Raw genomic sequence first — 19,985 nt, 5'->3', positions numbered from 1 at the left:
ATAAAATAGTACGAAAGTTCAGGAAGGAGGGTTTTTATGCAGTCAGATAAACGCTGGCTTCTGCATTACCCGAATCAAATTCCCCACGAACTCACCATCCCAAATGAAACATTACAATCTTACTTATTCAGCTCCGCAGAGGCTGCACCTGAGCGTACAGTCATTCATTTTCTAGGAAAGAACATCACCTATGAACAGCTGCAAGAAGACGTATTGAAACTAGCCAGTCATCTGATGAAAATTGGTGTGAAAAAAGGAGACAGAGTAGCGATCATGCTGCCGAACTGCCCTCAATCGGTCATTTCTTATTATGCTGTTTTAGTAGCAGGCGGTATCGTTGTTCAAACGAACCCGCTTTATACGGAGAAAGAACTGGAATATCAAATGGAAGACAGTGGTGCCAAAGTATTGATCACGCTAGATCTGTTGTATCCAAAGGCTCATAAAATGAAAGCGTTGACAAGTATGGAGCACTTGATTATGACCAAACTACAAGATTATTTACCATTCCCGAAAAACATACTGTTTCCTATTGTGCAAAGAAGAAAAAATAAAATGGTCATCCAAGTGGAGAAAAATGACACCATTCATCACTTCTCGCAGATCATGAAAGAATCGCCAGGTGAACAGCAAATTCCCGCACTTGCTTTTGATCCGAAAGTGGATATCGCTGTTTTGCAATATACAGGCGGAACGACCGGTTTACCAAAAGGGGTCATGCTCACACATGAAAATATTTTAGCGAATACGGAAATGTGCGCTTCCTGGATGTATAAAACGACCAGGGGGAAAGAACGCATCCTCGGCATCATTCCGTTTTTTCATGTATACGGAATGACGACCGTCTTAAACCTTGCTGTCAAAGAAGGGCATCAAATGATTCTTCTTCCACGCTTTGATGTCGCAGATACCCTCAAAACCATTGAAAAACAGAAACCGACGCTATTTCCAGGTGCACCAACAATGTATATCGCCTTGCTGCATCATCCGAACATTGAAAAGTATGATCTGTCGTCCATCACTGCATGCCTAAGCGGCTCAGCGGCACTTCCTGTAGAAGTCAAACAAAGCTTTGAAAAATTAACAGGAGGACGCTTAGTGGAAGGGTATGGTCTTTCAGAAACCTCACCTGTCACTCATGCTAACTTTTTATGGGGAGCGAACAAAACAGGCAGCATTGGCTGTCCGTGGCCTAATACAGATGCCGGTATTTATTGCGAGGAAACTGGAGGCCTCAAAGAACCATATGAGCATGGAGAAATCATTGTCAAAGGGCCGCAGATCATGAAGGGATACTGGAATCAGCCAGAGGAGACAGAGGCTGTATTACGAGATGGCTGGTTTTTCACCGGAGATATAGGGTATATGGATGAGGACGGTTTTTTCTATATCGTCGACCGGAAAAAAGATGTCATCATTGCAAGCGGCTATAATATTTACCCAAGAGAGGTCGAAGAAGCCCTTTATGAGCATGAGCTTGTACAAGAAGTCGTCGTCGCAGGTATTCCAGATCCGTACAGAGGAGAAACAGTGAAAGCATTTGTTGTGCCGAAAAAGGATGCCTGCTTAACAGAGGATGAACTTGATCGCTTTGTCAGAACGAGAATCGCCTCATTTAAAGTACCGCGCGTGTATGAATTTAAAGAGTCACTGCCTAAAACAGCCGTCGGGAAAATTTTGCGCAGAGTATTAATTGAAGAAGAAAAAAGAAAGCACGCTTCTTCATCTGAAACGCCTGCCGATCAACCTAAGGCATAACGGCCTGCATCATCCGGTCCATCGGCCGGATGATTTGAATGTTGGCCGTCTGCTCTGGTATGCTAAAGGTGGAAAAGAAAGCAGAAGGTCACTTGACAAATCGTCCGTTTCTTTTTAACATAAAGTTATGAATGAATGCTCATTCAATTCAGAAAGGGACGAAGCACATTGAAGCAGAAAAGACCGAAGTACATGCAAATTATTGATGCAGCAGTTGTGGTGATTGCAGAGAATGGCTATCATCAATCACAAGTTTCAAAGATTGCGAAACAAGCAGGGGTAGCAGACGGAACCATTTATCTTTATTTCAAAAATAAAGAGGATATTTTGATCTCATTATTCAAAGAAAAAATGGGACAATTCATCGAACGGATGGAAACAGATATTCAAAAGAAACCGTCGGCGAAAGAAAAGCTTCTACTGCTCATTGAGGAGCATTTTCGAATGCTTGCGCAAAATCATCATTTGGCTCTTGTGACACAGCTCGAACTCAGGCAGTCAAACCTTGAGCTGCGGCAAAAAATCAATGAGGTGCTGAAAGGGTATTTAAATATGCTCGAGTCGATTTTAGCAGAAGGAAAGAAAACAGGAGAATTCCGACAAAATCTAGATGTCCGCTTAGCGAGACAAATGGTATTTGGGACAATTGATGAAACCGCGACAACATGGGTCATGAATGATCAAAAGTATGATCTTCCAGCACTCGCAGAAAACGTACGTGATCTACTCTTAAACGGAATTCATCAATCTTAAAGACAATGTGAAAAAGGATGATTGACATGGAAAAGATACTTAGCTTACATCATGAAGGGCAGACAGCACTTATCACGATTCAGCATCCACCAGCAAACGCCTTATCTTCTCAGCTGCTCACCGAGCTTAATGACATGTTTGATCAGCTCGAACAGAATGAAGAAGTAAGAGCCATTTTGATCCACGGAGAAGGCAGATTCTTCTCTGCAGGTGCTGATATTAAGGAATTTACGACGTTACAAGAAGAGTCTGATTATGCAAGCCTTGCAGACAGAGGGCAGCAGGTCTTTGAACGGATTGAGCAATGTCCAAAACCAGTCATTGCCTCGATTCACGGAGCTGCATTAGGCGGGGGCCTTGAGCTTGCAATGTCTTGTGATATCCGCATCGCAACAAAAGATGCGAAGCTTGGACTGCCGGAACTAAACCTCGGCATCATTCCAGGATTCGGCGGCACTCAGCGCCTGCCGCGCTATGTTGGTTCGGCTAAAGCGCTGGAAATGATGGGTACAGCTGAACCGATTACAGGTGAAGAAGCATTCGCCTGCGGACTTGTTTCAAAGCTGGCAGAAACAGAGGAAGAGGCGCTCGAAGTAGCCAAAACACTTGCGTCAAAATTTGCAACGAAAAGCCCAAAATCACTCGAGTATGTGCTGGATTTATTGAACGTAACAAAATTGTATTCATATGATGGCGGAATGAAACTGGAAGCCAAAAAGTTCGGTGAGATTTTCCAATCGAATGATGCCAAAGAAGGTATCCAAGCCTTTATCGAAAAGCGCAAACCGAATTTTAAAGGGGAATAAGGGATTCAAACGACACAAGGGGGAGAAATGGATGAATATATTTGTTTTGATGAAGCGTACGTTTGACACGGAAGAGAAGATTTCCATTCAGTCTGGTGCAATTCAAGAAGATGGAGCAGAGTTCATTATTAATCCTTATGACGAGTACGCCATAGAAGAAGCCATCCAGCTTCGCGACGAGCACGGGGGAGAAGTGACCGTTGTGACAGTTGGCAGTGAGGATGCGGAGAAGCAGCTGAGAACAGCGCTCGCTATGGGCTGCGATCAAGCCGTTTTATTAAATGTGGAAGACGACTTAGAAGAGTGGGATCAATATTCAGCTTCTACGATTCTTTACCACTATTTAAAAGACAAAGAGGCTTCCTTAATCTTAGCAGGGAATGTGGCAATTGACGGGGGCTCTGGACAGGTTGCTCCGCGTCTTGCTGAATTACTTGGCTTTTCATATGTCACAACGATTACAAGTATTCAAATTGACGGAGGCTCTGCTTCGATTGAACGAGATGCGGAAGGTGACGTGGAAGTAATTTCTGCCGAGCTCCCGCTTGTCGTCACTGCCCAGCAAGGACTCAATGAGCCTCGCTATCCATCATTACCAGGCATTATGAAGGCAAAGAAAAAGCCTTTAGAAGAAGTGGAACTTGATGATTTAGATCTTGATGAAGACGATGTGCCATATAAAATCAAAACAATTGAACGTTTCTTACCGGAGAAAAAAGAGGGTGGCAAGGTGCTCAGCGGTGAGCTTCAGGATCAAGTCAAAGAACTGACAGATCTACTAAGAAACGAAGCAAAGGTCATCTAAACATCCGCTTTACGATATCACGAGAACAAGGGGGAACTTGAAAGATGAGTAAAAAAGTTGTTGTACTTGGAGAAAGTCGTGACGGTAAATTAAGAAATGTGACATTTGAAGCCATTGCTGCCGCTCATCAAGTGGCAGATGGCGGTGAAGTCATTGGCGTGTTAATAGGGGATGACGTCAAAGACCAAGCGGATGAACTGCTTTACTATGGAGCGGATCATGTCATGATTGTGGAGCATCCGCACCTTTCATACTATACGTCAGATGGTTTTGCGCAGGCGCTTCAAGCGATATTAGATCAGGTTGACCCAGATGCCGTACTCTTTGGCCATACGTCTATCGGAAAAGACTTGTCGCCGAAAATAGCTGCACGCTTGCAGACTGGTCTAATTTCAGATGCGATTGATGTAAGCGTTACCGGAGAACACCTCGTTTTCACAAGACCAATTTACTCTGGAAAAGCCTTCGAAAAAGTGATTTCAACAGATCGTCTGCTTTTGGCGACCATACGTCCAAACAACGTAGCACCTCTTGAGCGGGATGCCTCACGAAGCGGAGAAATTACACCGGTTTCTGTCGATATTCAGAACCTGCGAACGATCGTGAAGGAAGTCATTAAAAAAACGTCAGAAGGTGTAGATTTATCTGAAGCAAAGGTCATTGTCGCCGGGGGACGCGGGGTCAAGAGCAAGGAAGGGTTTGAACCGCTGAATGAACTCGCCGAAACGCTGGGCGCAGCAGTCGGTGCCTCGCGTGGCGCCTGTGACGCAGACTACTGTGATTATGCCCTGCAAATTGGGCAAACAGGTAAGGTCGTCACACCTGATCTCTATATTGCGTGCGGGATATCAGGGGCGATTCAGCATTTAGCCGGAATGTCTAACAGTAAAGTCATTGTTGCGATTAACAAAGACCCAGAAGCCGAGATCTTCAAAATTGCCGATTATGGAATCGTCGGTGATTTGTTTGAAGTGGTACCGCTTTTGAATGAAGAGTTAAAAAAGATGAATATCCACTCGTAACGCTCATACACTCAGAATGCCTAGGTATTCTGGGTTTTTTTGTATGTAATCAATAAACAAAGGAGCGGTTGATAAGTGAAGGGGACAGTAAAAGTCAATGACGTGATCGGACGTATTTCTAAACACATCTATGGACACTTTCAAGAGCATTTAGGAAGAGGGATTTATGACGGGATTTGGGTAGGAAAAGATTCAGAGATTGATCATATTGAAGGGATTCGTACCGATGTGCTAAAGGCTCTTCAAGCATTACATATTCCGGTGCTTAGGTGGCCGGGCGGCTGCTTCGCAGACGAGTATCATTGGGCAAATGGTGTAGGTGATCTCAGTGAACGAAAGCCGATGGTGAACACTCATTGGGGCGGTACAGTTGAATCCAATGAATTTGGTACGCATGAATTTATGAAATTGTGTGAGCTGCTTGAATGTGAACCTTATATTTGCGGAAATGTGGGAAGCGGATCTGTTCAAGAATTAGCAGAATGGATCGAGTACATCACATTTCCAAAGGGCACACCTATGTCTGATTGGCGCATTCAAAATGGAAAACAAGAACCTTGGGACCTGACCTATGTTGGTGTAGGCAACGAAAGCTGGGGCTGCGGCGGGAATATGACGCCTGAATACTATGCAGATTTATATAAACGTTATCAAACGTATGTGAGAGAGTTTGCGGGTCAGACGATATACAAAATCGCGTGCGGCGCGAATTCAAATGACGTGAATTGGACAAAAGTATTAATGGAACGGGCCGCACCTTGGATGGATGGACTTAGTTTGCATTATTACACTGTACCTGGTACATGGGAGAAAAAAGGGTCAGCGACTGAATTTGATGAGGATGAATGGTTTATCACGTTGAAAAAAGCCTATGAGATGGAACGGCTTGTCGTGGATCATGGAGAGATCATGGATCGTTATGATCCAGAGAAGCGAATCGGGATGATTATTGATGAATGGGGAACATGGTATGACCCAGAGCCAGGGACGAATCCTGGATTCTTGTATCAGCAAAACACACTAAGAGATGCACTTGCTTGTGCCCTTCATTTTCATATATTTCATCGTCATTGCCAGCGGATTCATATGGCGAATATTGCCCAGACGGTCAATGTTCTGCAAGCAATGGTGTTAACGGAGGACGAAAAGATGCTTCTGACGCCTACGTATCATGTGTTTCACATGTTTCAAGTGCATCAAGAGGAAGAAGCACTTGAAGTGGAGTTCGTGTCAACGCCTTATGAACGCAGAGGAGAAAAAATACCTCAGGTCAGTGTGTCAGCTTCGCGTTCATCTGACAAGATGCATATTAGTTTCTGTCACCTGAATCCGCATGAACAAAACGAAGTATCCCTTGCCATTGAAGGTTTGGATGCTCAAACAAAAGTCACAGGCCGCGTGCTGACAGCGGACCGCATGAATGCACACAACACATTTGACGACCCTCATGCTGTCCAGCCAGTAGAGTTTCAGCAATTTGCTGTTAAACCTGGTGAATTGACCATAGATCTGCCGCCAATGTCAGTGGTGATGATAACGGTCGATCTGGCTTGATCGCATATTTAGATGTTTGATGAGAAGGATGTTGGGGCATCATACATTGTAAACGAAGCGGAAAGGGAGTTATTCATATGCTTAGAACCATTCTGATGATCATCGGTGCAATTGTTGTTATTGGTGCGATTGTACGGTTTGTTTTTTAATTCAATTCATAAAAAATGATTCGTAAGCATTTCATTCGCAAGTCACATTGGTAGATGCTATACTAAAAAGCATAATTTACATTGGAGGAATGAATAATGGCAATCGTAAAAGCTACTGACGCAACATTTTCACAAGAAACTGCAGAAGGTGTTGTTCTTGCGGACTTTTGGGCACCATGGTGCGGACCTTGTAAAATGATTGCTCCAGTTCTTGAAGAACTTGATCAAGAAATGGGCGATAAAATGAAAATTGTAAAAATTGATGTGGATGATAACCAAGAAACTGCTGGTAAATACGGCGTGATGAGTATCCCAACACTTCTTGTTTTAAAAGACGGTGAAGTGGTAGAAACTTCTGTTGGTTTCAAACCAAAAGAAGCACTTGCTGAGCTTGTTAACAAACATCTATAAACCTGTCTATGCCCGAGCGGCATACTCACTGAAGCGGTTCTCGTAAAGACGAGAGCCGCTTTTCTTTCAATATGGTATAAAACAAATGTTCGTGATACACTAGAAGGAGTGAAAGAGGAAAACAAGGACGGATGAAAATATGAACAAAATGATCAAAGAAAAGCTATCGGTCTTGCCAGATCAACCAGGCTGCTATTTAATGAAAGATCGACAAAATACAGTCATTTATGTGGGGAAGGCAAAGGTCTTAAAAAATAGAGTACGCTCTTATTTCACTGGATCTCATGACGCCAAAACGCAGCGTCTTGTCAGTGAAATTGAGGACTTTGAATACATTGTCACCTCTTCTAATATCGAGGCACTCATTTTAGAGCTAAATTTAATCAAAAAATACGACCCAAAATACAATGTCATGCTCAAGGATGACAAAACGTATCCTTTTATTAAAATTACGAATGAACGACATCCTAAATTGATTGTCACCCGTCATGTGAAAAAGGACAAAGGGAAATATTTCGGACCATACCCGAACGTACAAGCAGCACGAGAAACGAAAAAGCTGCTCGACCGTTTATATCCACTGAGAAAATGTGCAACCCTTCCTGATCGCGTCTGTCTATATTATCATCTTGGACAATGTCTCGCGCCATGTGTGTATGACATTTCTGAAGATACGAATAAGCAGCTCGTGGACGAAATCATCAGGTTTCTAAACGGAGGACATCAGCAAATCAAAAAAGAACTAACCGAAAAGATGCAGGAAGCCGCCGAACAATTAGAATTTGAACGGGCAAAAGAACTGAGAGACCAAATCGCTTACATCGACTCAACGATGGAAAAGCAGAAAATGACGATGAGCGATTTATCAGATCGAGATGTCTTTGCATATGCCTATGACAAGGGCTGGATGTGTGTCCAAGTATTCTTCATTAGGCAGGGGAAATTGATTGAACGTGATGTCAGCCTGTTTCCTATGTATCAAGATCCTGAGGAAGAATTCCTTACATTTATGGGGCAATTTTATGCAAAGAACAACCATTTTCTGCCGAAGGAAATTTTAGTGCCAGACAGCGTAGATCAAGAGATGATTGAACAATTGCTTGAGACGACCGTTCATCAGCCGAAAAAAGGAAAGAAAAAGGATTTGCTTTTACTCGCCCATCAAAATGCCAAAATTGCCTTGAAAGAAAAATTTTCGCTCATTGAGCGTGATGAAGAGCGGTCTATTGGTGCAGTGAAGCAGCTTGGGGATGCACTTAATATTTATATGCCGTACCGGATTGAGGCATTTGATAACTCGAATATTCAAGGTGCAGACCCGGTTTCTGCTATGGTCGTCTTTCAGGACGGGAAGCCGTATAAAAAGGAATACCGAAAATACAAAATTAAAACCGTCACAGGGCCAGATGATTATGCATCTATGCGTGAAGTCATTAGAAGGCGATATACCCGCGTGTTAAAGGATGAGCTGCCGCTGCCAGATTTAATTTTAATTGACGGAGGAAAGGGACAGATCAATGCAGCGATAGATGTGCTTGAAAATGAATTGAATCTGTCTGTCCCAGTGGCAGGTCTAGTGAAAGATGAAAAGCACCGGACTTCGAATCTCATGATGGGAGATACACTGGAAATTGTTGCGCTGGAGCGGAATAGTCAGGCCTTCTATTTATTACAGCGCATTCAAGATGAAGTGCACCGGTTCGCGATTAGCTTTCACCGGCAGCTGCGCGGAAAAAATGCATTTCAATCTATTTTAGACGATGTACCAGGTATCGGAGAAAAGCGTAAAAAACAGCTTCTTAAACATTTTGGCTCTGTGAAAAAGATGAAAGAAGCCTCTATCCAAGACTTTCAGGAGGCTGGCATCCCGAAACAGACGGCCGAACTTTTAATGGAAGCATTAAAAAAATAGATTGTACTTTTTCCAAAAGTCTGTTAAGATTGTGACTAAATTTAATAAATGAACGTGTTGTTTGTTGAAGATAGAGGTGCGAACTTCAAGAGTAAGCCTTCAGAGATCGATGGGATCTACGAAGAGGGCTGAAAGGGGAGCGTCGCCGAAGTGAATAAAATCCACTCATTTTATTCGCTGGCTGTACATTGAAGAAATGTAGGGCTGTCAAGAATGTATTTCTTGGAGGGCTATCTCATTGTTTGCATCGTTTGATGATGATTATAAAGCAATGGGAGATCTGTTCTCTCATTGCTTTTTTTATTTGCAGTGAGCAGGCAGTCTCCAAAGCCGCTTCTCACCTCTTCTCTCACACGTGATCTTTTGAAAAAGGGTGGTAGACATGGGACTAATTGTACAAAAATTTGGCGGAACGTCCGTTGGATCGACAGAAAAAATTCGCAATGCTGCAGAAAGGGTCATCGCAGAACGCGAGGCCGGACATGATGTGGTTGTGGTTGTGTCGGCAATGGGTAAATCAACGGATGTTCTAGTAGACCTAGCGAAAGAACTCACAGATCATCCGAGCAAAAGAGAAATGGATATGCTGCTCGCAACTGGAGAGCAGGTGACCATTTCCTTATTAACGATGGCGTTGCAAGCAAAAGGCTATGATGCCATTTCCTTTACAGGCTGGCAGGCTGGTATGAAAACAGAGCAGGTACACGGTAACGCAAGAATCGTGGACATCGATGAATCAAGAATAAAAGAGGAATTAAGTGCGGGGAAAGTCGTTGTTGTGGCAGGCTTCCAAGGAATTGCAGATGACCTGCATATCACAACACTTGGACGCGGTGGATCAGATACGACAGCTGTGGCACTTGCTGCCGCACTAAAAGCTGATAAATGTGATATTTACACAGATGTACCAGGAGTGTTTACGACAGATCCGCGCTATGTACCGTCTGCGCGGAAACTTGCAGGTATTTCATACGATGAGATGCTTGAGCTGGCTAATTTAGGTGCTGGCGTCTTGCATCCGAGAGCTGTTGAATTTGCGAAAAATTATCAAGTTCCGCTAGAAGTCCGTTCTAGTATTGAAAATGAATCGGGTACGTTAATTGAGGAGGAATCATCTATGGAACAAAATTTAGTCGTCAGAGGCATTGCATTTGAGGATCAGATTACACGCGTGACAGTGTGCGGTCTTTCAAGCGGTCTCACCACATTGTCGACCATCTTTACGACGCTTGCGAAGCAAAATATCAATGTCGATATCATCATTCAGTCCGTCACAAGCACCAATCAGACGTCCATCTCTTTCTCTGTAAAAACGGATGATTTGTCCAAAACAGTTGAAGTATTAGAAGAGTATAAAGGAGCGCTTGGCTACGAACAGATCGAGACAGAAAGCAAATTAGCCAAAGTATCCATCGTTGGATCTGGTATGGTCTCAAATCCAGGCGTAGCCGCTGAAATGTTCGCTGTGCTAGCGGAAAAAGACATACAAGTGAAAATGGTCAGTACGTCTGAAATCAAAGTCTCAACAGTCGTTGGCCGTGACGATATGGTCAAAGCAGTTGAAGCGCTGCATGATGCGTTTGATTTATCAAAGGTGAGCGCAGCTGCTCACTCTTAAAAAGGCAGGGAGGTGTATCTCATGAAAGAGTGCACCTCTTTTTTATTGGAATCGGCCGCATACCAGAAAGGAAAACGTGCGTAAACCCATTCACTAAGTATGCTATGATAGAAGAAGACAAATTAAAAAGGCGTGACCTGAAGTCCGCGCCTTTCATAAAGAGTGTTAGCTAGGGTCTCTTAAATCCCATTTAACAGTTAAAATGACTTTCTCAGCACGCTTTTTCACTTGTTCATAGGATTCAGCCACATGCTCGTTGAGAAGCTGAATTTGTTCAGCAATAAAACCCGCTTCCATCTGAAAGCATGGCTCCTTTTGATAGGTGAGTCGATTTGATACAAGTGGACCTTCGAGCTCAAACTCAATTTCCTGTTTTTTCGATTGGACCATCGTGAGAGTTCCCCATCCGGCATCATGGAAAAATTCGGGGATCTTCTCCCATGACTCTTGAGGAAATTTACGAGCAAGCAGTTTACCCGCAAAATACATCATAGATGAATGATCCTGACCCAAAATATCAGGCAGCAGAACTTCGCGTATCAGCTCGTAGGCAAATCCATTGACTTCAATTTCTTTTAACTGTTCTAAGTTAGATTCGAATTTATTCATTGTACGGCTCCCCTCTTTCAACAATTTATTATAGCTTATGTGAGCATATGATGACAGAGTTTTCCCTGAAGTCTAAGAAATTCTTATTGTAGTAAAACGAATTTTGATTTAAAACTTTTAAATTTCGGAAAATTTTAATTTATGTACGCGGTTTCTTGACGCTTTTTTGACATAGGAGTAAAATGAAATTGTCAATAAATTTGAATAAAGTGCTTACAATTGAAAGAAGCGGGGGTAAGACAATTTTCAAGCAATTGCACTTTTTTTACTAGGGGGTAAAGTAATGTCGGGGAACAAAGAATTTTTTTATCGGAGATTGCATTCTTTGCTTGGCGTCATTCCGGTCGGTCTATTTTTAGTACAGCACTTAGTGATTAACCACTTTGCGACGAATGGACCAGAGGCGTTTAACAAAGCTGCACACTTTATGGAACAGCTTCCATTCAGATATGCACTTGAGCTGTTCGTGATTTTCTTACCACTGATCTATCATGCTGTTTATGGGGTGTACATAGCCTTTACGGCACAAAACAACACGTCTCGCTTCAGTTACTTAAGAAACTGGTTGTTCAGACTGCAAAGGATTTCAGGTATCATCACATTAATTTTTGTCACTTGGCACGTATGGGAAACACGAATTCAAGCTCAGCTTGGAGCTGAAGTTAACTATGACATGATGGCGAATATTTTAAGCTCTCCATTTATGCTAGGCTTCTATATTGTCGGCGTTTTATCTACTATTTTCCACTTTGCTAATGGCTTGTGGTCATTTGCTGTCAGCTGGGGAATTACCGTTTCACCACGCTCACAAAGAATCTCCACATATGTGACATTAGGTATATTTATAGCGCTTTCATATGTAGGGCTAAGAGCAATTTTCGCTTTTGTTTAAGAGGAAATAGATTAGTAGAAGAGGGAGAGGGGCTACAATGAGTAATTCTAGCATCATCGTTGTCGGAGGCGGCTTAGCTGGTCTCATGGCAACTATCAAAGCAGCAGAAGCGGGAACAGCTGTTAAACTATTTTCAATCGTACCTGTGAAACGTTCACATTCTGTATGTGCACAGGGCGGAATCAACGGAGCGGTCAATACAAAAGGTGAAGGGGATTCACCTTATGAGCATTTTGATGACACGGTGTACGGCGGAGATTTCTTAGCCAACCAGCCGCCAGTAAAGGCAATGTGTGAAGCAGCGCCGTCCATTATCCACTTACTTGATCGGATGGGTGTTATGTTTAACAGAACACCAGAGGGATTACTGGACTTCCGCCGCTTCGGGGGAACACAGCACCACCGTACAGCATTTGCTGGAGCTACAACAGGTCAGCAGCTATTATATGCACTAGATGAGCAGGTTCGCCGCTATGAAGTAGCAGGGCTTGTCACGAAATATGAAGGCTGGGAATTCCTTGGCGCTGTGTTAGATGACGAGGAAGTATGCCGAGGCATTGTCGCACAGAACTTAACAACAATGGAAATTGAATCCTTCCGTTCAGATGCAGTGATCATGGCAACAGGCGGTCCTGGAATCGTGTTCGGAAAATCAACGAACTCCATGATTAACACTGGATCTGCTGCATCTATCGTCTATCAGCAAGGTGCTCATTACGCAAATGGAGAATTCATTCAAATTCACCCAACAGCGATCCCTGGAGATGACAAGCTTCGTCTCATGAGTGAATCGGCTCGTGGTGAAGGCGGACGTGTTTGGACATATAAAGACGGGAAGCCTTGGTACTTCCTTGAAGAAAAATACCCAGCATACGGGAACCTTGTACCACGTGATATCGCAACGCGTGAAATCTTTGACGTATGCGTCGAGCAAAAGCTTGGCATCAACGGAGAGAACATGGTATACCTCGATCTTTCTCATAAAGATCCAAAAGAACTTGATATTAAACTTGGCGGCATCATTGAAATCTATGAAAAATTCATGGGCGATGACCCGCGTAAGCTTCCGATGAAAATTTTCCCTGCTGTTCATTACTCAATGGGCGGATTATGGGTGGATTATGATCAAATGACGAATATCAAAGGTCTATTCGCTGCCGGAGAATGTGATTACTCTATGCACGGCGGAAACAGACTTGGTGCAAACTCCCTGCTTTCTGCGATTTACGGCGGAATGGTTGCTGGACCAAATGCGGTGAAGTACATCAGCGGTCTTGAAAAATCTGCGGAAGACCTATCTTCTGCAACATTTGACAGCGCTGTGAAGAAAGAGCAGGAGAAATGGGACAACATCCTCAGCATGGACGGAACAGAAAATGCGTACGTGCTTCATAAAGAGCTTGGAGAATGGATGACGGATAACGTCACAGTGGTTCGTTACAATGACAAACTCTTAAAAACAGATCAGAAGATCGAAGAACTAATGGAGCGCTACAAGCAGATCAACATCAACGATACAGCATCATGGAGCAACCAAGGCGCTGCCTTCACACGTCAGCTTGACAACATGCTTCAACTGGCAAGAGTCATTACGATCGGGGCTTATAACCGGAATGAAAGCCGAGGCGCACACTACAAACCGGATTTCCCAGAGAGAAACGATGAAGAATTCCTAAAAACAACGATGGCTACGTTCAAAGGAAAAAATCAAAAGCCTGCATTCCACTATGAGGACGTCGATGTATCGTTAATTGCACCTCGTAAACGAGATTACTCGAAGAAAAAGGTGGAGAAATAAGATGAGTGAAAAAAACACGATTCAATTCATTATCACACGTCAAGATACAGCAGATGGAAAGCCTTATGATGAAGAATTCGAAATCCCTTACCGCCCAAATATGAACGTCATTTCCGCCCTCATGGAAATTAGACGGAACCCGGTCAATAAACAAGGGGAAAAAACAACGGCGATCAACTGGGATATGAACTGTCTTGAAGAGGTGTGCGGAGCTTGTTCCATGGTCATTAATGGAACACCGCGCCAGTCATGTACAGCCTTGATTGACAAGTTAGAGCAGCCGATTCGTCTTCAGCCGATGAAGACATTTCCGGTTGTGAGAGACTTGCAGGTTGATAGAAGCCGGATGTTCAATTCCTTGAAAAAGGTGAAAGCATGGGTACCGATCGATGGCACATATGATCTTGGTCCTGGACCAAGAATGCCTGAGAAAAAACGTCAATGGGCGTATGAGCTTTCTAAATGTATGACATGTGGTGTCTGCCTTGAAGCTTGTCCAAACGTGAATGATAAGTCTTCCTTTATGGGCCCTGCACCGCTTTCACAAGTCCGTTTATTTAATGCACATCCGACAGGTGCGATGAATAAGTCTGACCGTCTAGAAGAAATTATGGGGGACGGCGGTCTTGCGAACTGCGGGAACTCCCAAAACTGTGTGCAAGCTTGTCCGAAAGGAATCCCGCTGACAACGTCAATTGCAGCACTTAACCGAGATACAACTTTACAAGCATTCCGTAACTTCTTCGGAAGCGATCAAGCAGAATAACATCACATTCAGTCCTCTTTGCCAATCATGATGAGTGTTTAAGAGAGGCTGGATGCAACATATAAACAAACGCCTCTTCCAATACGGGAGAGGCGTTTTGTTTCCAAATAAGGAGATGATCAAGTGAGACTGCCGTCTTATATTGAAGAACCGTTTGAAGAGTGGAGGGCATCCTTTCGATTTTATGTCGAAACCACCGTTCGTTTTTCAGAAACGGATATGTTTGGCCATATGAACAATGTCACCCCTTTTGTGTATTTCGAAGAGGCGCGTATTGCCTTTTTTCAAAAAACAGGAATTGTTGATAAACGGATGAAACGTGTGAGAGAGACCATTACAGTCGTCGCAAACCTGCAATGTGATTACATGAAGCAGGTAGAGATTGGGGAGAGGCTTCGTGTATATGTCAAGCCGGAAAAGGTCGGCTCAAGCTCACTCATTCTTCATTACTTAGGAGAAAATGAGCAGCAGGAACCATGCTTTACAGGCTCAGTCACCATGGTGCAAATTAGTAAAGGCACAGGCGCATCTGTCCCGTTTACAGAGGAAGAAAAAGAGACGTTTCAGGCGCAGCGAAATGAGTAGCATGCTGGCTAATCAACGTGCACGCTTATTTTGTTATAATAAAAGCATCATATCAAGAAGAAACAAGAGGAGAACACATGAAGATTTTTCAATATGACACCATTGATAGTACAAATAATGAAGCAAAAAGGCTCATGCAGCAAGGAGAAAAGCCCTCATTTGCTGTCTATGCACGCCAGCAGACAGAAGGAAGAGGCAGACTCGGCAGGCCATGGGAAACACCTTTAGGGAATGTGGCAGTGACCATGACGGTCTTACCGCCAGAAGAACTCTCCACCCAGTCAACGATTGCCCCGCTGACAGCACTAGCGATCTATGATGTGCTGAAACCACTCATGAGAGCGGAGGATCAGCTGGCGATCAAATGGCCTAATGATATTCTTATTAATGATGCAAAGGTATCCGGCACATTAATTGAAGCAGACCGCAGTTCCATTTATATCGGTGTTGGCATCAATGTAGAGACGAAGCCGGAGCATGTGCCGTACAAAACCATTTGCTTATCAGAGCTGACAGAGGTGAAAGCCGATCAGCTAGTGAAAGAGCTGGCAGCGGCTTTTGAAAAATACCATACACGCTGGCAGAATGAAGGGTTTGAAGCACTCACTGCCCTCTATAACAAACGGTTATATCGTCTCAACAAACCGCTTCGCATCTCGTTAGATCGTGAAAAACAAACTTGGGAAGAAGGCATTTGCTGCGGGGTCAACCGCTACGGTCATCTCCGGTTAAAAGATGAGAAAGGGCAGATCAAAGCTCATTCTGCCGGAGATATTGATGCACCACAGCAGTAAAAAAAGCAGACGATGTTCTCGTCTGCTTTAGGCTTCTCTTTTAATATGAGGCCGCACGATATAGTCTTGTTTTGTAAAGACAACCCCGTCTAGAATTTCTCTTGCGGTTCGAATGACTTTGACTCTGTTTTGAGAGATATCAATTTCCGTTTGCATAATCCCGGCAGGATGCCCAATTCGAAGCGTATCATGTTGTCCATGATAAAGCTGTGCAGGAAGCGTTTGTTCCATAAAACAGCTGGCTGATACGCAGACAGAGCCGGTAATGGCAAGCGCTTGGTGTGGTCTTTGCATTGATAGCATGCGTACGATGATGTTCATATCGGCTGCTCGTCTCAACACCCCGTTTGTATCGACATAATCAGCAGGCTCACTAATGATCGCAAGCTTCGGAACGGCTGGTGACTGTAATGTCGCCATGTCTTTTGGGGCAAACTGGCACATTTCAGCAGCGATGGAACGAATTTCTTCTAAATCATCCAGTAATGCATCTGTAAACTCTTCAGGCAATTCGGTTCCTTTTAAATGGAGATCCTTCGCGCGGATAAAGGCAATTGGATTTGCGATGTCAACGATCGAGATCGGAATCTCTCCGAATTTTGTCTGAATCGTATCCATGCGGTTCCCTGTCGGAAAGGTTTTACCTGTCACAGCGCCTTCTGGTTTTTCAAAGGAAAGATATATGGGAGATCCTGTCCCTTTTACTCCTGGAATTTCTACATCTCCCTCAAATTTCACTTCACCGTTTTCAACCTCAACCTCTGCTACAATGACTTTATTTGTGTTGGTATTGAGTATACGTACAGTCGTAATGGGCTCAACGGCTTGAACAAGCCCTTTAATGATGGCGTATGGTCCAACCGCTGATGAGATATTCCCGCAGTTACCTTTAAAGTCGACATATCTCTCATTGATGCTGACTTGTGCAAACGTATAGTTCACATCCACATCCACATCTGGATGAGTCGCTTTGTCGATGATTGCGACCTTGCTTGTTAAAGAATTACCGCCGCCAATCCCATCGACCTGTAGCCGGTCAGGACTGCCCATAATGTCTAAAAGAAATGCCTCGAGCTCATCGTGCTCATAGGGTGCGTCATTTGTTTGAATGAATACCCCTTTGCTTGTACCGCCTCGCATGATTGTGATTGGAACTTTTCTCATTGCTCTCACCCTCAATTTTTAATGAACTGTTTATCTAAACAAAATGGTAAAGTATAATAAGAAATAAGTTAAATACATTATTTTAAGAGAAAACGATAAAAATATTTTATAATTAGTGAAAAAGGAGGGCACACAATGGATGAGAAAGACTGGCGTTTTTTAAAGGTGCTCTATGAAGAAAAGAACATCACAAAAGCGGCGGAAAAATTATTTGTCTCTCAGCCTGCCTTAAGCTATCGATTGAAGCAGCTTGAAGAAGAGTTTGATATGAAGCTTTTCTTTAAAAGAAAACGAGGAATTGAATTTACGTCAGAGGGCGAGTACTTGGCTGCATACGCAAATGACATGCTCAAACAGCTTCAGCAAACAAAAGATGGCATGCTCAACATGCAAAAAAAGGTCAAAGGAACGATCCGGTTAGGGGTCTCAAGCAACTTTGCTCAGTATAAGCTGCCAGAAATTTTAAGAGAATTTTCTAAGCAGTATCCACATGTTCAATTTATGGTGAATACAGGCTGGAGCACAAAAGTCATGGACTTATTAGGCACATCAAGTGTCCATTTAGGGATTTTAAGAGGAGATTACGACTGGAATGGAGAGCGGTTTCTGCTTGATAAAGAACGGCTTTGTATTATATCAAAATCAGAAATCCAGCTGAAAGACCTCCCGAAGCTGCCGCTCATTGACTATCATACAGACAGTTCATTAAAACGATTGATTAACAGATGGTGGCAGGAAACGTTCACAATGCCTCCGCTTGTGACGATGGAGACAGACCGTCAAGATACATCAAAAGAGATGGTCAAGCATGGTTTAGGCTATGCCATTGTCCCAGAAATTTGCCTCAGACCAAGTGATGAGCTATTTGTAAAAGGTCTTTCGTATAAAGATGGACAGCCCGTTTTAAGAGATACATGGCTTATGTACCAGCCAGACTCCCTTCATTTATCTGTTGTGAAAGCATTCATTGAGTTTTTAAGAAGTCAGCAAGGTTTATTATAAAAGAATTTTATAGAATATACGAAAAAATCAATATTTTCATTATAAAAAAAGCTATTATATCCTTGAAATAGAAAGCGCTAACATTCAGATCGCAAGTGCAAAGGGGCGCTTGCTGATCGCGTAAAGAAGAGGATGGAGGGATATAAAGTGCTAGCTATTTTAGGGATCTTGATGGTCTTGACATTTACATTTCTCATTATGACAAAACGTATGCATCCGGTGGTGGCTCTAACCGTTGTACCTATCATATTTGCATTGATCGGTGGCTTTAATCGCGGATTAGGGGACATGATGCTTGATGGACTTAAAACGGTTGCACCATCAGCTGCTTTATTGTTATTTGCGATTTTATTCTTTGGTGTCATGCTGGATGCTGGGCTGTTTGATCCACTGATTAAACTCATTTTACGTATTGTGAAAGGTGATCCTGTCAAAATTGCTTTTGGGGTAGCAATTTTGTCTATGCTTGTTGCATTAGATGGTGATGGAACAACAACGTACATGATTACCGTATCCGCTATGTTGCCACTTTTCTTAAGAATTGGGATGAACCCATTAATTTTAGGAACAATTTCATTATTATCATTAGGAATTATGAGCGGAATGACGCCATGGGGTGGTCCAGCTACTCGTGCAATCGCGGCGCTTGGATTAGATGCAGGCGAATTTTTCATTCCATTACTCCCAACGATGGTTGGAGGCGGTCTTTTTATACTTTTTACTGCTTATGTACTTGGGAAAAAAGAAAGAAAACGGATTGGGATCGCAGAGATTCAGCACAAAGAAGAGGTGTCCATTTCTCCTGAATTGGCTGCGTCAATTGAGGATGGCGTAGAAGACATGAAGAGACCAAACCTCATTTGGATCAACTTCTTCCTCACAATTGCTGTCATGGCCACACTAGTCCTAGATATTATACCAATACCTGTACTCTTCTTAATTGGATTTGTCATCGCTCTCATGATCAACTATCCAAAGGTTGAAGATCAGCGCGAGCGAATTTTATCGCATGCAGGAAACGCATTAACGGTCATCACACTTGTATTTGCAGCAGGGATTTTCACAGGGATCTTTTCGGGAACAAAAATGGTTGAGTCCATTGCCAATTTGGTGATTTACATGATTCCGGATTCCTACAGCTCATTTTTCCCGCTGATTGTTGCTTTGACGAGTATGCCATTTACATTTGTTCTTTCAAATGATGCTTATTATTTCGGGGTGCTGCCAATCTTGGCAGAAGCAGGTGCAGCTTACGGAATTGATCCGGTGGAAATTGCGCGCGCCTCTATTATAGGACAGCCTGTCCACTTGTTGAGCCCTCTTGTGGCTTCAACGCTGCTTCTTGTCAGTATGCTGAATAAAGATATTGGCGATTTGCAAAAATACGCATTGCTTTGGACCGTGTTAACTGCCCTTTTTACAACGCTTATTGCTTTGTTAACAGGAGCCATTTCTATCTTTTAAATACGTGTATAAAAAGGACGATGTCTCGGGTAGGAGACTCGTCCTTTTTTGTGCGGATAAAAGCGCACAAATTGGACGCTTTTATGCGGGAATTCTCGATTTTAACGTCACCTACCTCGGGCA

Annotated in this window: 18 protein-coding genes and 1 riboswitch; of the genes, 16 read left to right on the top strand and 2 right to left on the bottom strand. The window is 43.2% G+C overall.

What is annotated here, in order from left to right; translation table 11 throughout:
* Positions 1-36: 36 nt before the first annotated feature.
* From C6W21_RS08755 to C6W21_RS08715, 9 genes are all read left to right on the top strand, one after another.
* Complete coding sequence (locus C6W21_RS08755) at positions 37-1,758, top strand: AMP-binding protein (RefSeq protein ID WP_106050017.1); 1,722 nt, start codon at positions 37-39, stop codon at positions 1,756-1,758.
* A gap of 168 nt (positions 1,759-1,926) precedes the next feature.
* Entirely contained in the window at positions 1,927-2,511 is a 585-nt protein-coding gene (fadR, locus tag C6W21_RS08750) for a fatty acid metabolism transcriptional regulator FadR (protein WP_003216590.1), read from the top strand.
* A gap of 26 nt (positions 2,512-2,537) precedes the next feature.
* Entirely contained in the window at positions 2,538-3,317 is a 780-nt protein-coding gene (locus C6W21_RS08745; protein ID WP_106050016.1) for an enoyl-CoA hydratase, read from the top strand.
* A 31-nt stretch (positions 3,318-3,348) separates the two neighbouring features.
* On the top strand, positions 3,349-4,122 hold the full coding sequence (locus C6W21_RS08740; protein WP_060596961.1) for an electron transfer flavoprotein subunit beta/FixA family protein: 774 nt from the start codon (positions 3,349-3,351) through the stop codon (positions 4,120-4,122).
* Between the two features lie 44 nt (positions 4,123-4,166).
* Positions 4,167-5,144 carry an electron transfer flavoprotein subunit alpha/FixB family protein gene (locus C6W21_RS08735; protein ID WP_034661772.1) on the top strand — a complete coding sequence of 326 codons (978 nt, stop codon included), beginning with the start codon at positions 4,167-4,169 and terminating at the stop codon, positions 5,142-5,144.
* Positions 5,145-5,219: 75 nt separating this feature from the next.
* Entirely contained in the window at positions 5,220-6,698 is a 1,479-nt protein-coding gene (locus C6W21_RS08730; RefSeq protein WP_106050015.1) for an alpha-N-arabinofuranosidase, read from the top strand.
* Between the two features lie 245 nt (positions 6,699-6,943).
* Positions 6,944-7,258 carry a thioredoxin gene (trxA, locus tag C6W21_RS08725; protein ID WP_007501629.1) on the top strand — a complete coding sequence of 105 codons (315 nt, stop codon included), beginning with the start codon at positions 6,944-6,946 and terminating at the stop codon, positions 7,256-7,258.
* A gap of 139 nt (positions 7,259-7,397) precedes the next feature.
* Entirely contained in the window at positions 7,398-9,170 is a 1,773-nt protein-coding gene (uvrC, locus tag C6W21_RS08720; RefSeq protein WP_106050014.1) for an excinuclease ABC subunit UvrC, read from the top strand.
* A gap of 63 nt (positions 9,171-9,233) precedes the next feature.
* Positions 9,234-9,411, top strand: a riboswitch (Lysine riboswitch).
* Positions 9,412-9,552: 141 nt separating this feature from the next.
* Entirely contained in the window at positions 9,553-10,788 is a 1,236-nt protein-coding gene (locus C6W21_RS08715; RefSeq protein WP_106031208.1) for an aspartate kinase, read from the top strand.
* 165 nt (positions 10,789-10,953) lie between these two features.
* Here C6W21_RS08715 and C6W21_RS08710 read toward each other — a convergent pair whose 3' ends face one another.
* Positions 10,954-11,397: a YslB family protein gene (locus tag C6W21_RS08710; RefSeq protein ID WP_106050013.1), complete on the bottom strand. Its 444-nt coding sequence runs from the start codon at positions 11,395-11,397 to the stop codon at positions 10,954-10,956.
* A gap of 283 nt (positions 11,398-11,680) precedes the next feature.
* Between C6W21_RS08710 and C6W21_RS08705 the strand changes: the two genes are divergently transcribed.
* The 5 genes from C6W21_RS08705 to C6W21_RS08685 all read left to right on the top strand — a co-directional run bounded on the left by C6W21_RS08705 (position 11,681) and on the right by C6W21_RS08685 (position 16,232).
* Positions 11,681-12,289, top strand: a complete 609-nt coding sequence (locus C6W21_RS08705; protein WP_047945318.1) for a succinate dehydrogenase cytochrome b558 subunit — start codon at positions 11,681-11,683, stop codon at positions 12,287-12,289.
* A 37-nt stretch (positions 12,290-12,326) separates the two neighbouring features.
* Positions 12,327-14,087 carry a succinate dehydrogenase flavoprotein subunit gene (gene sdhA / locus C6W21_RS08700; protein ID WP_012010817.1) on the top strand — a complete coding sequence of 587 codons (1,761 nt, stop codon included), beginning with the start codon at positions 12,327-12,329 and terminating at the stop codon, positions 14,085-14,087.
* Between the two features lies 1 nt (position 14,088).
* A complete protein-coding gene (sdhB, locus tag C6W21_RS08695; RefSeq protein WP_106050012.1) occupies positions 14,089-14,853 on the top strand; it encodes a succinate dehydrogenase iron-sulfur subunit in 765 nt (254 codons plus the stop codon).
* A 123-nt stretch (positions 14,854-14,976) separates the two neighbouring features.
* Positions 14,977-15,438 carry an acyl-CoA thioesterase gene (locus C6W21_RS08690; protein WP_106050011.1) on the top strand — a complete coding sequence of 154 codons (462 nt, stop codon included), beginning with the start codon at positions 14,977-14,979 and terminating at the stop codon, positions 15,436-15,438.
* A 77-nt stretch (positions 15,439-15,515) separates the two neighbouring features.
* Positions 15,516-16,232: a biotin--[acetyl-CoA-carboxylase] ligase gene (locus tag C6W21_RS08685; RefSeq protein ID WP_106050010.1), complete on the top strand. Its 717-nt coding sequence runs from the start codon at positions 15,516-15,518 to the stop codon at positions 16,230-16,232.
* A 27-nt stretch (positions 16,233-16,259) separates the two neighbouring features.
* Here C6W21_RS08685 and C6W21_RS08680 read toward each other — a convergent pair whose 3' ends face one another.
* Positions 16,260-17,396: a 2-methylaconitate cis-trans isomerase PrpF family protein gene (locus C6W21_RS08680; protein WP_106050009.1), complete on the bottom strand. Its 1,137-nt coding sequence runs from the start codon at positions 17,394-17,396 to the stop codon at positions 16,260-16,262.
* Between the two features lie 135 nt (positions 17,397-17,531).
* Here C6W21_RS08680 and C6W21_RS08675 point away from each other — a divergent pair, with 135 nt between their 5' ends.
* Complete coding sequence (locus C6W21_RS08675; protein ID WP_106050008.1) at positions 17,532-18,398, top strand: LysR family transcriptional regulator; 867 nt, start codon at positions 17,532-17,534, stop codon at positions 18,396-18,398.
* Between the two features lie 147 nt (positions 18,399-18,545).
* The gene (locus tag C6W21_RS08670; protein ID WP_106050007.1) at positions 18,546-19,862 is read left to right on the top strand and encodes a CitMHS family transporter; all 1,317 of its coding nucleotides are present in this window, start codon (positions 18,546-18,548) and stop codon (positions 19,860-19,862) included.
* Positions 19,863-19,985: the final 123 nt, after the last annotated feature.

This window comes from Bacillus sp. NMCN1 (assembly GCF_002998085.1).
In the GTDB taxonomy this organism is placed as follows: domain Bacteria; phylum Bacillota; class Bacilli; order Bacillales; family Bacillaceae; genus Bacillus.
This window is presented reverse-complemented; position numbering and strand designations above follow the sequence as displayed.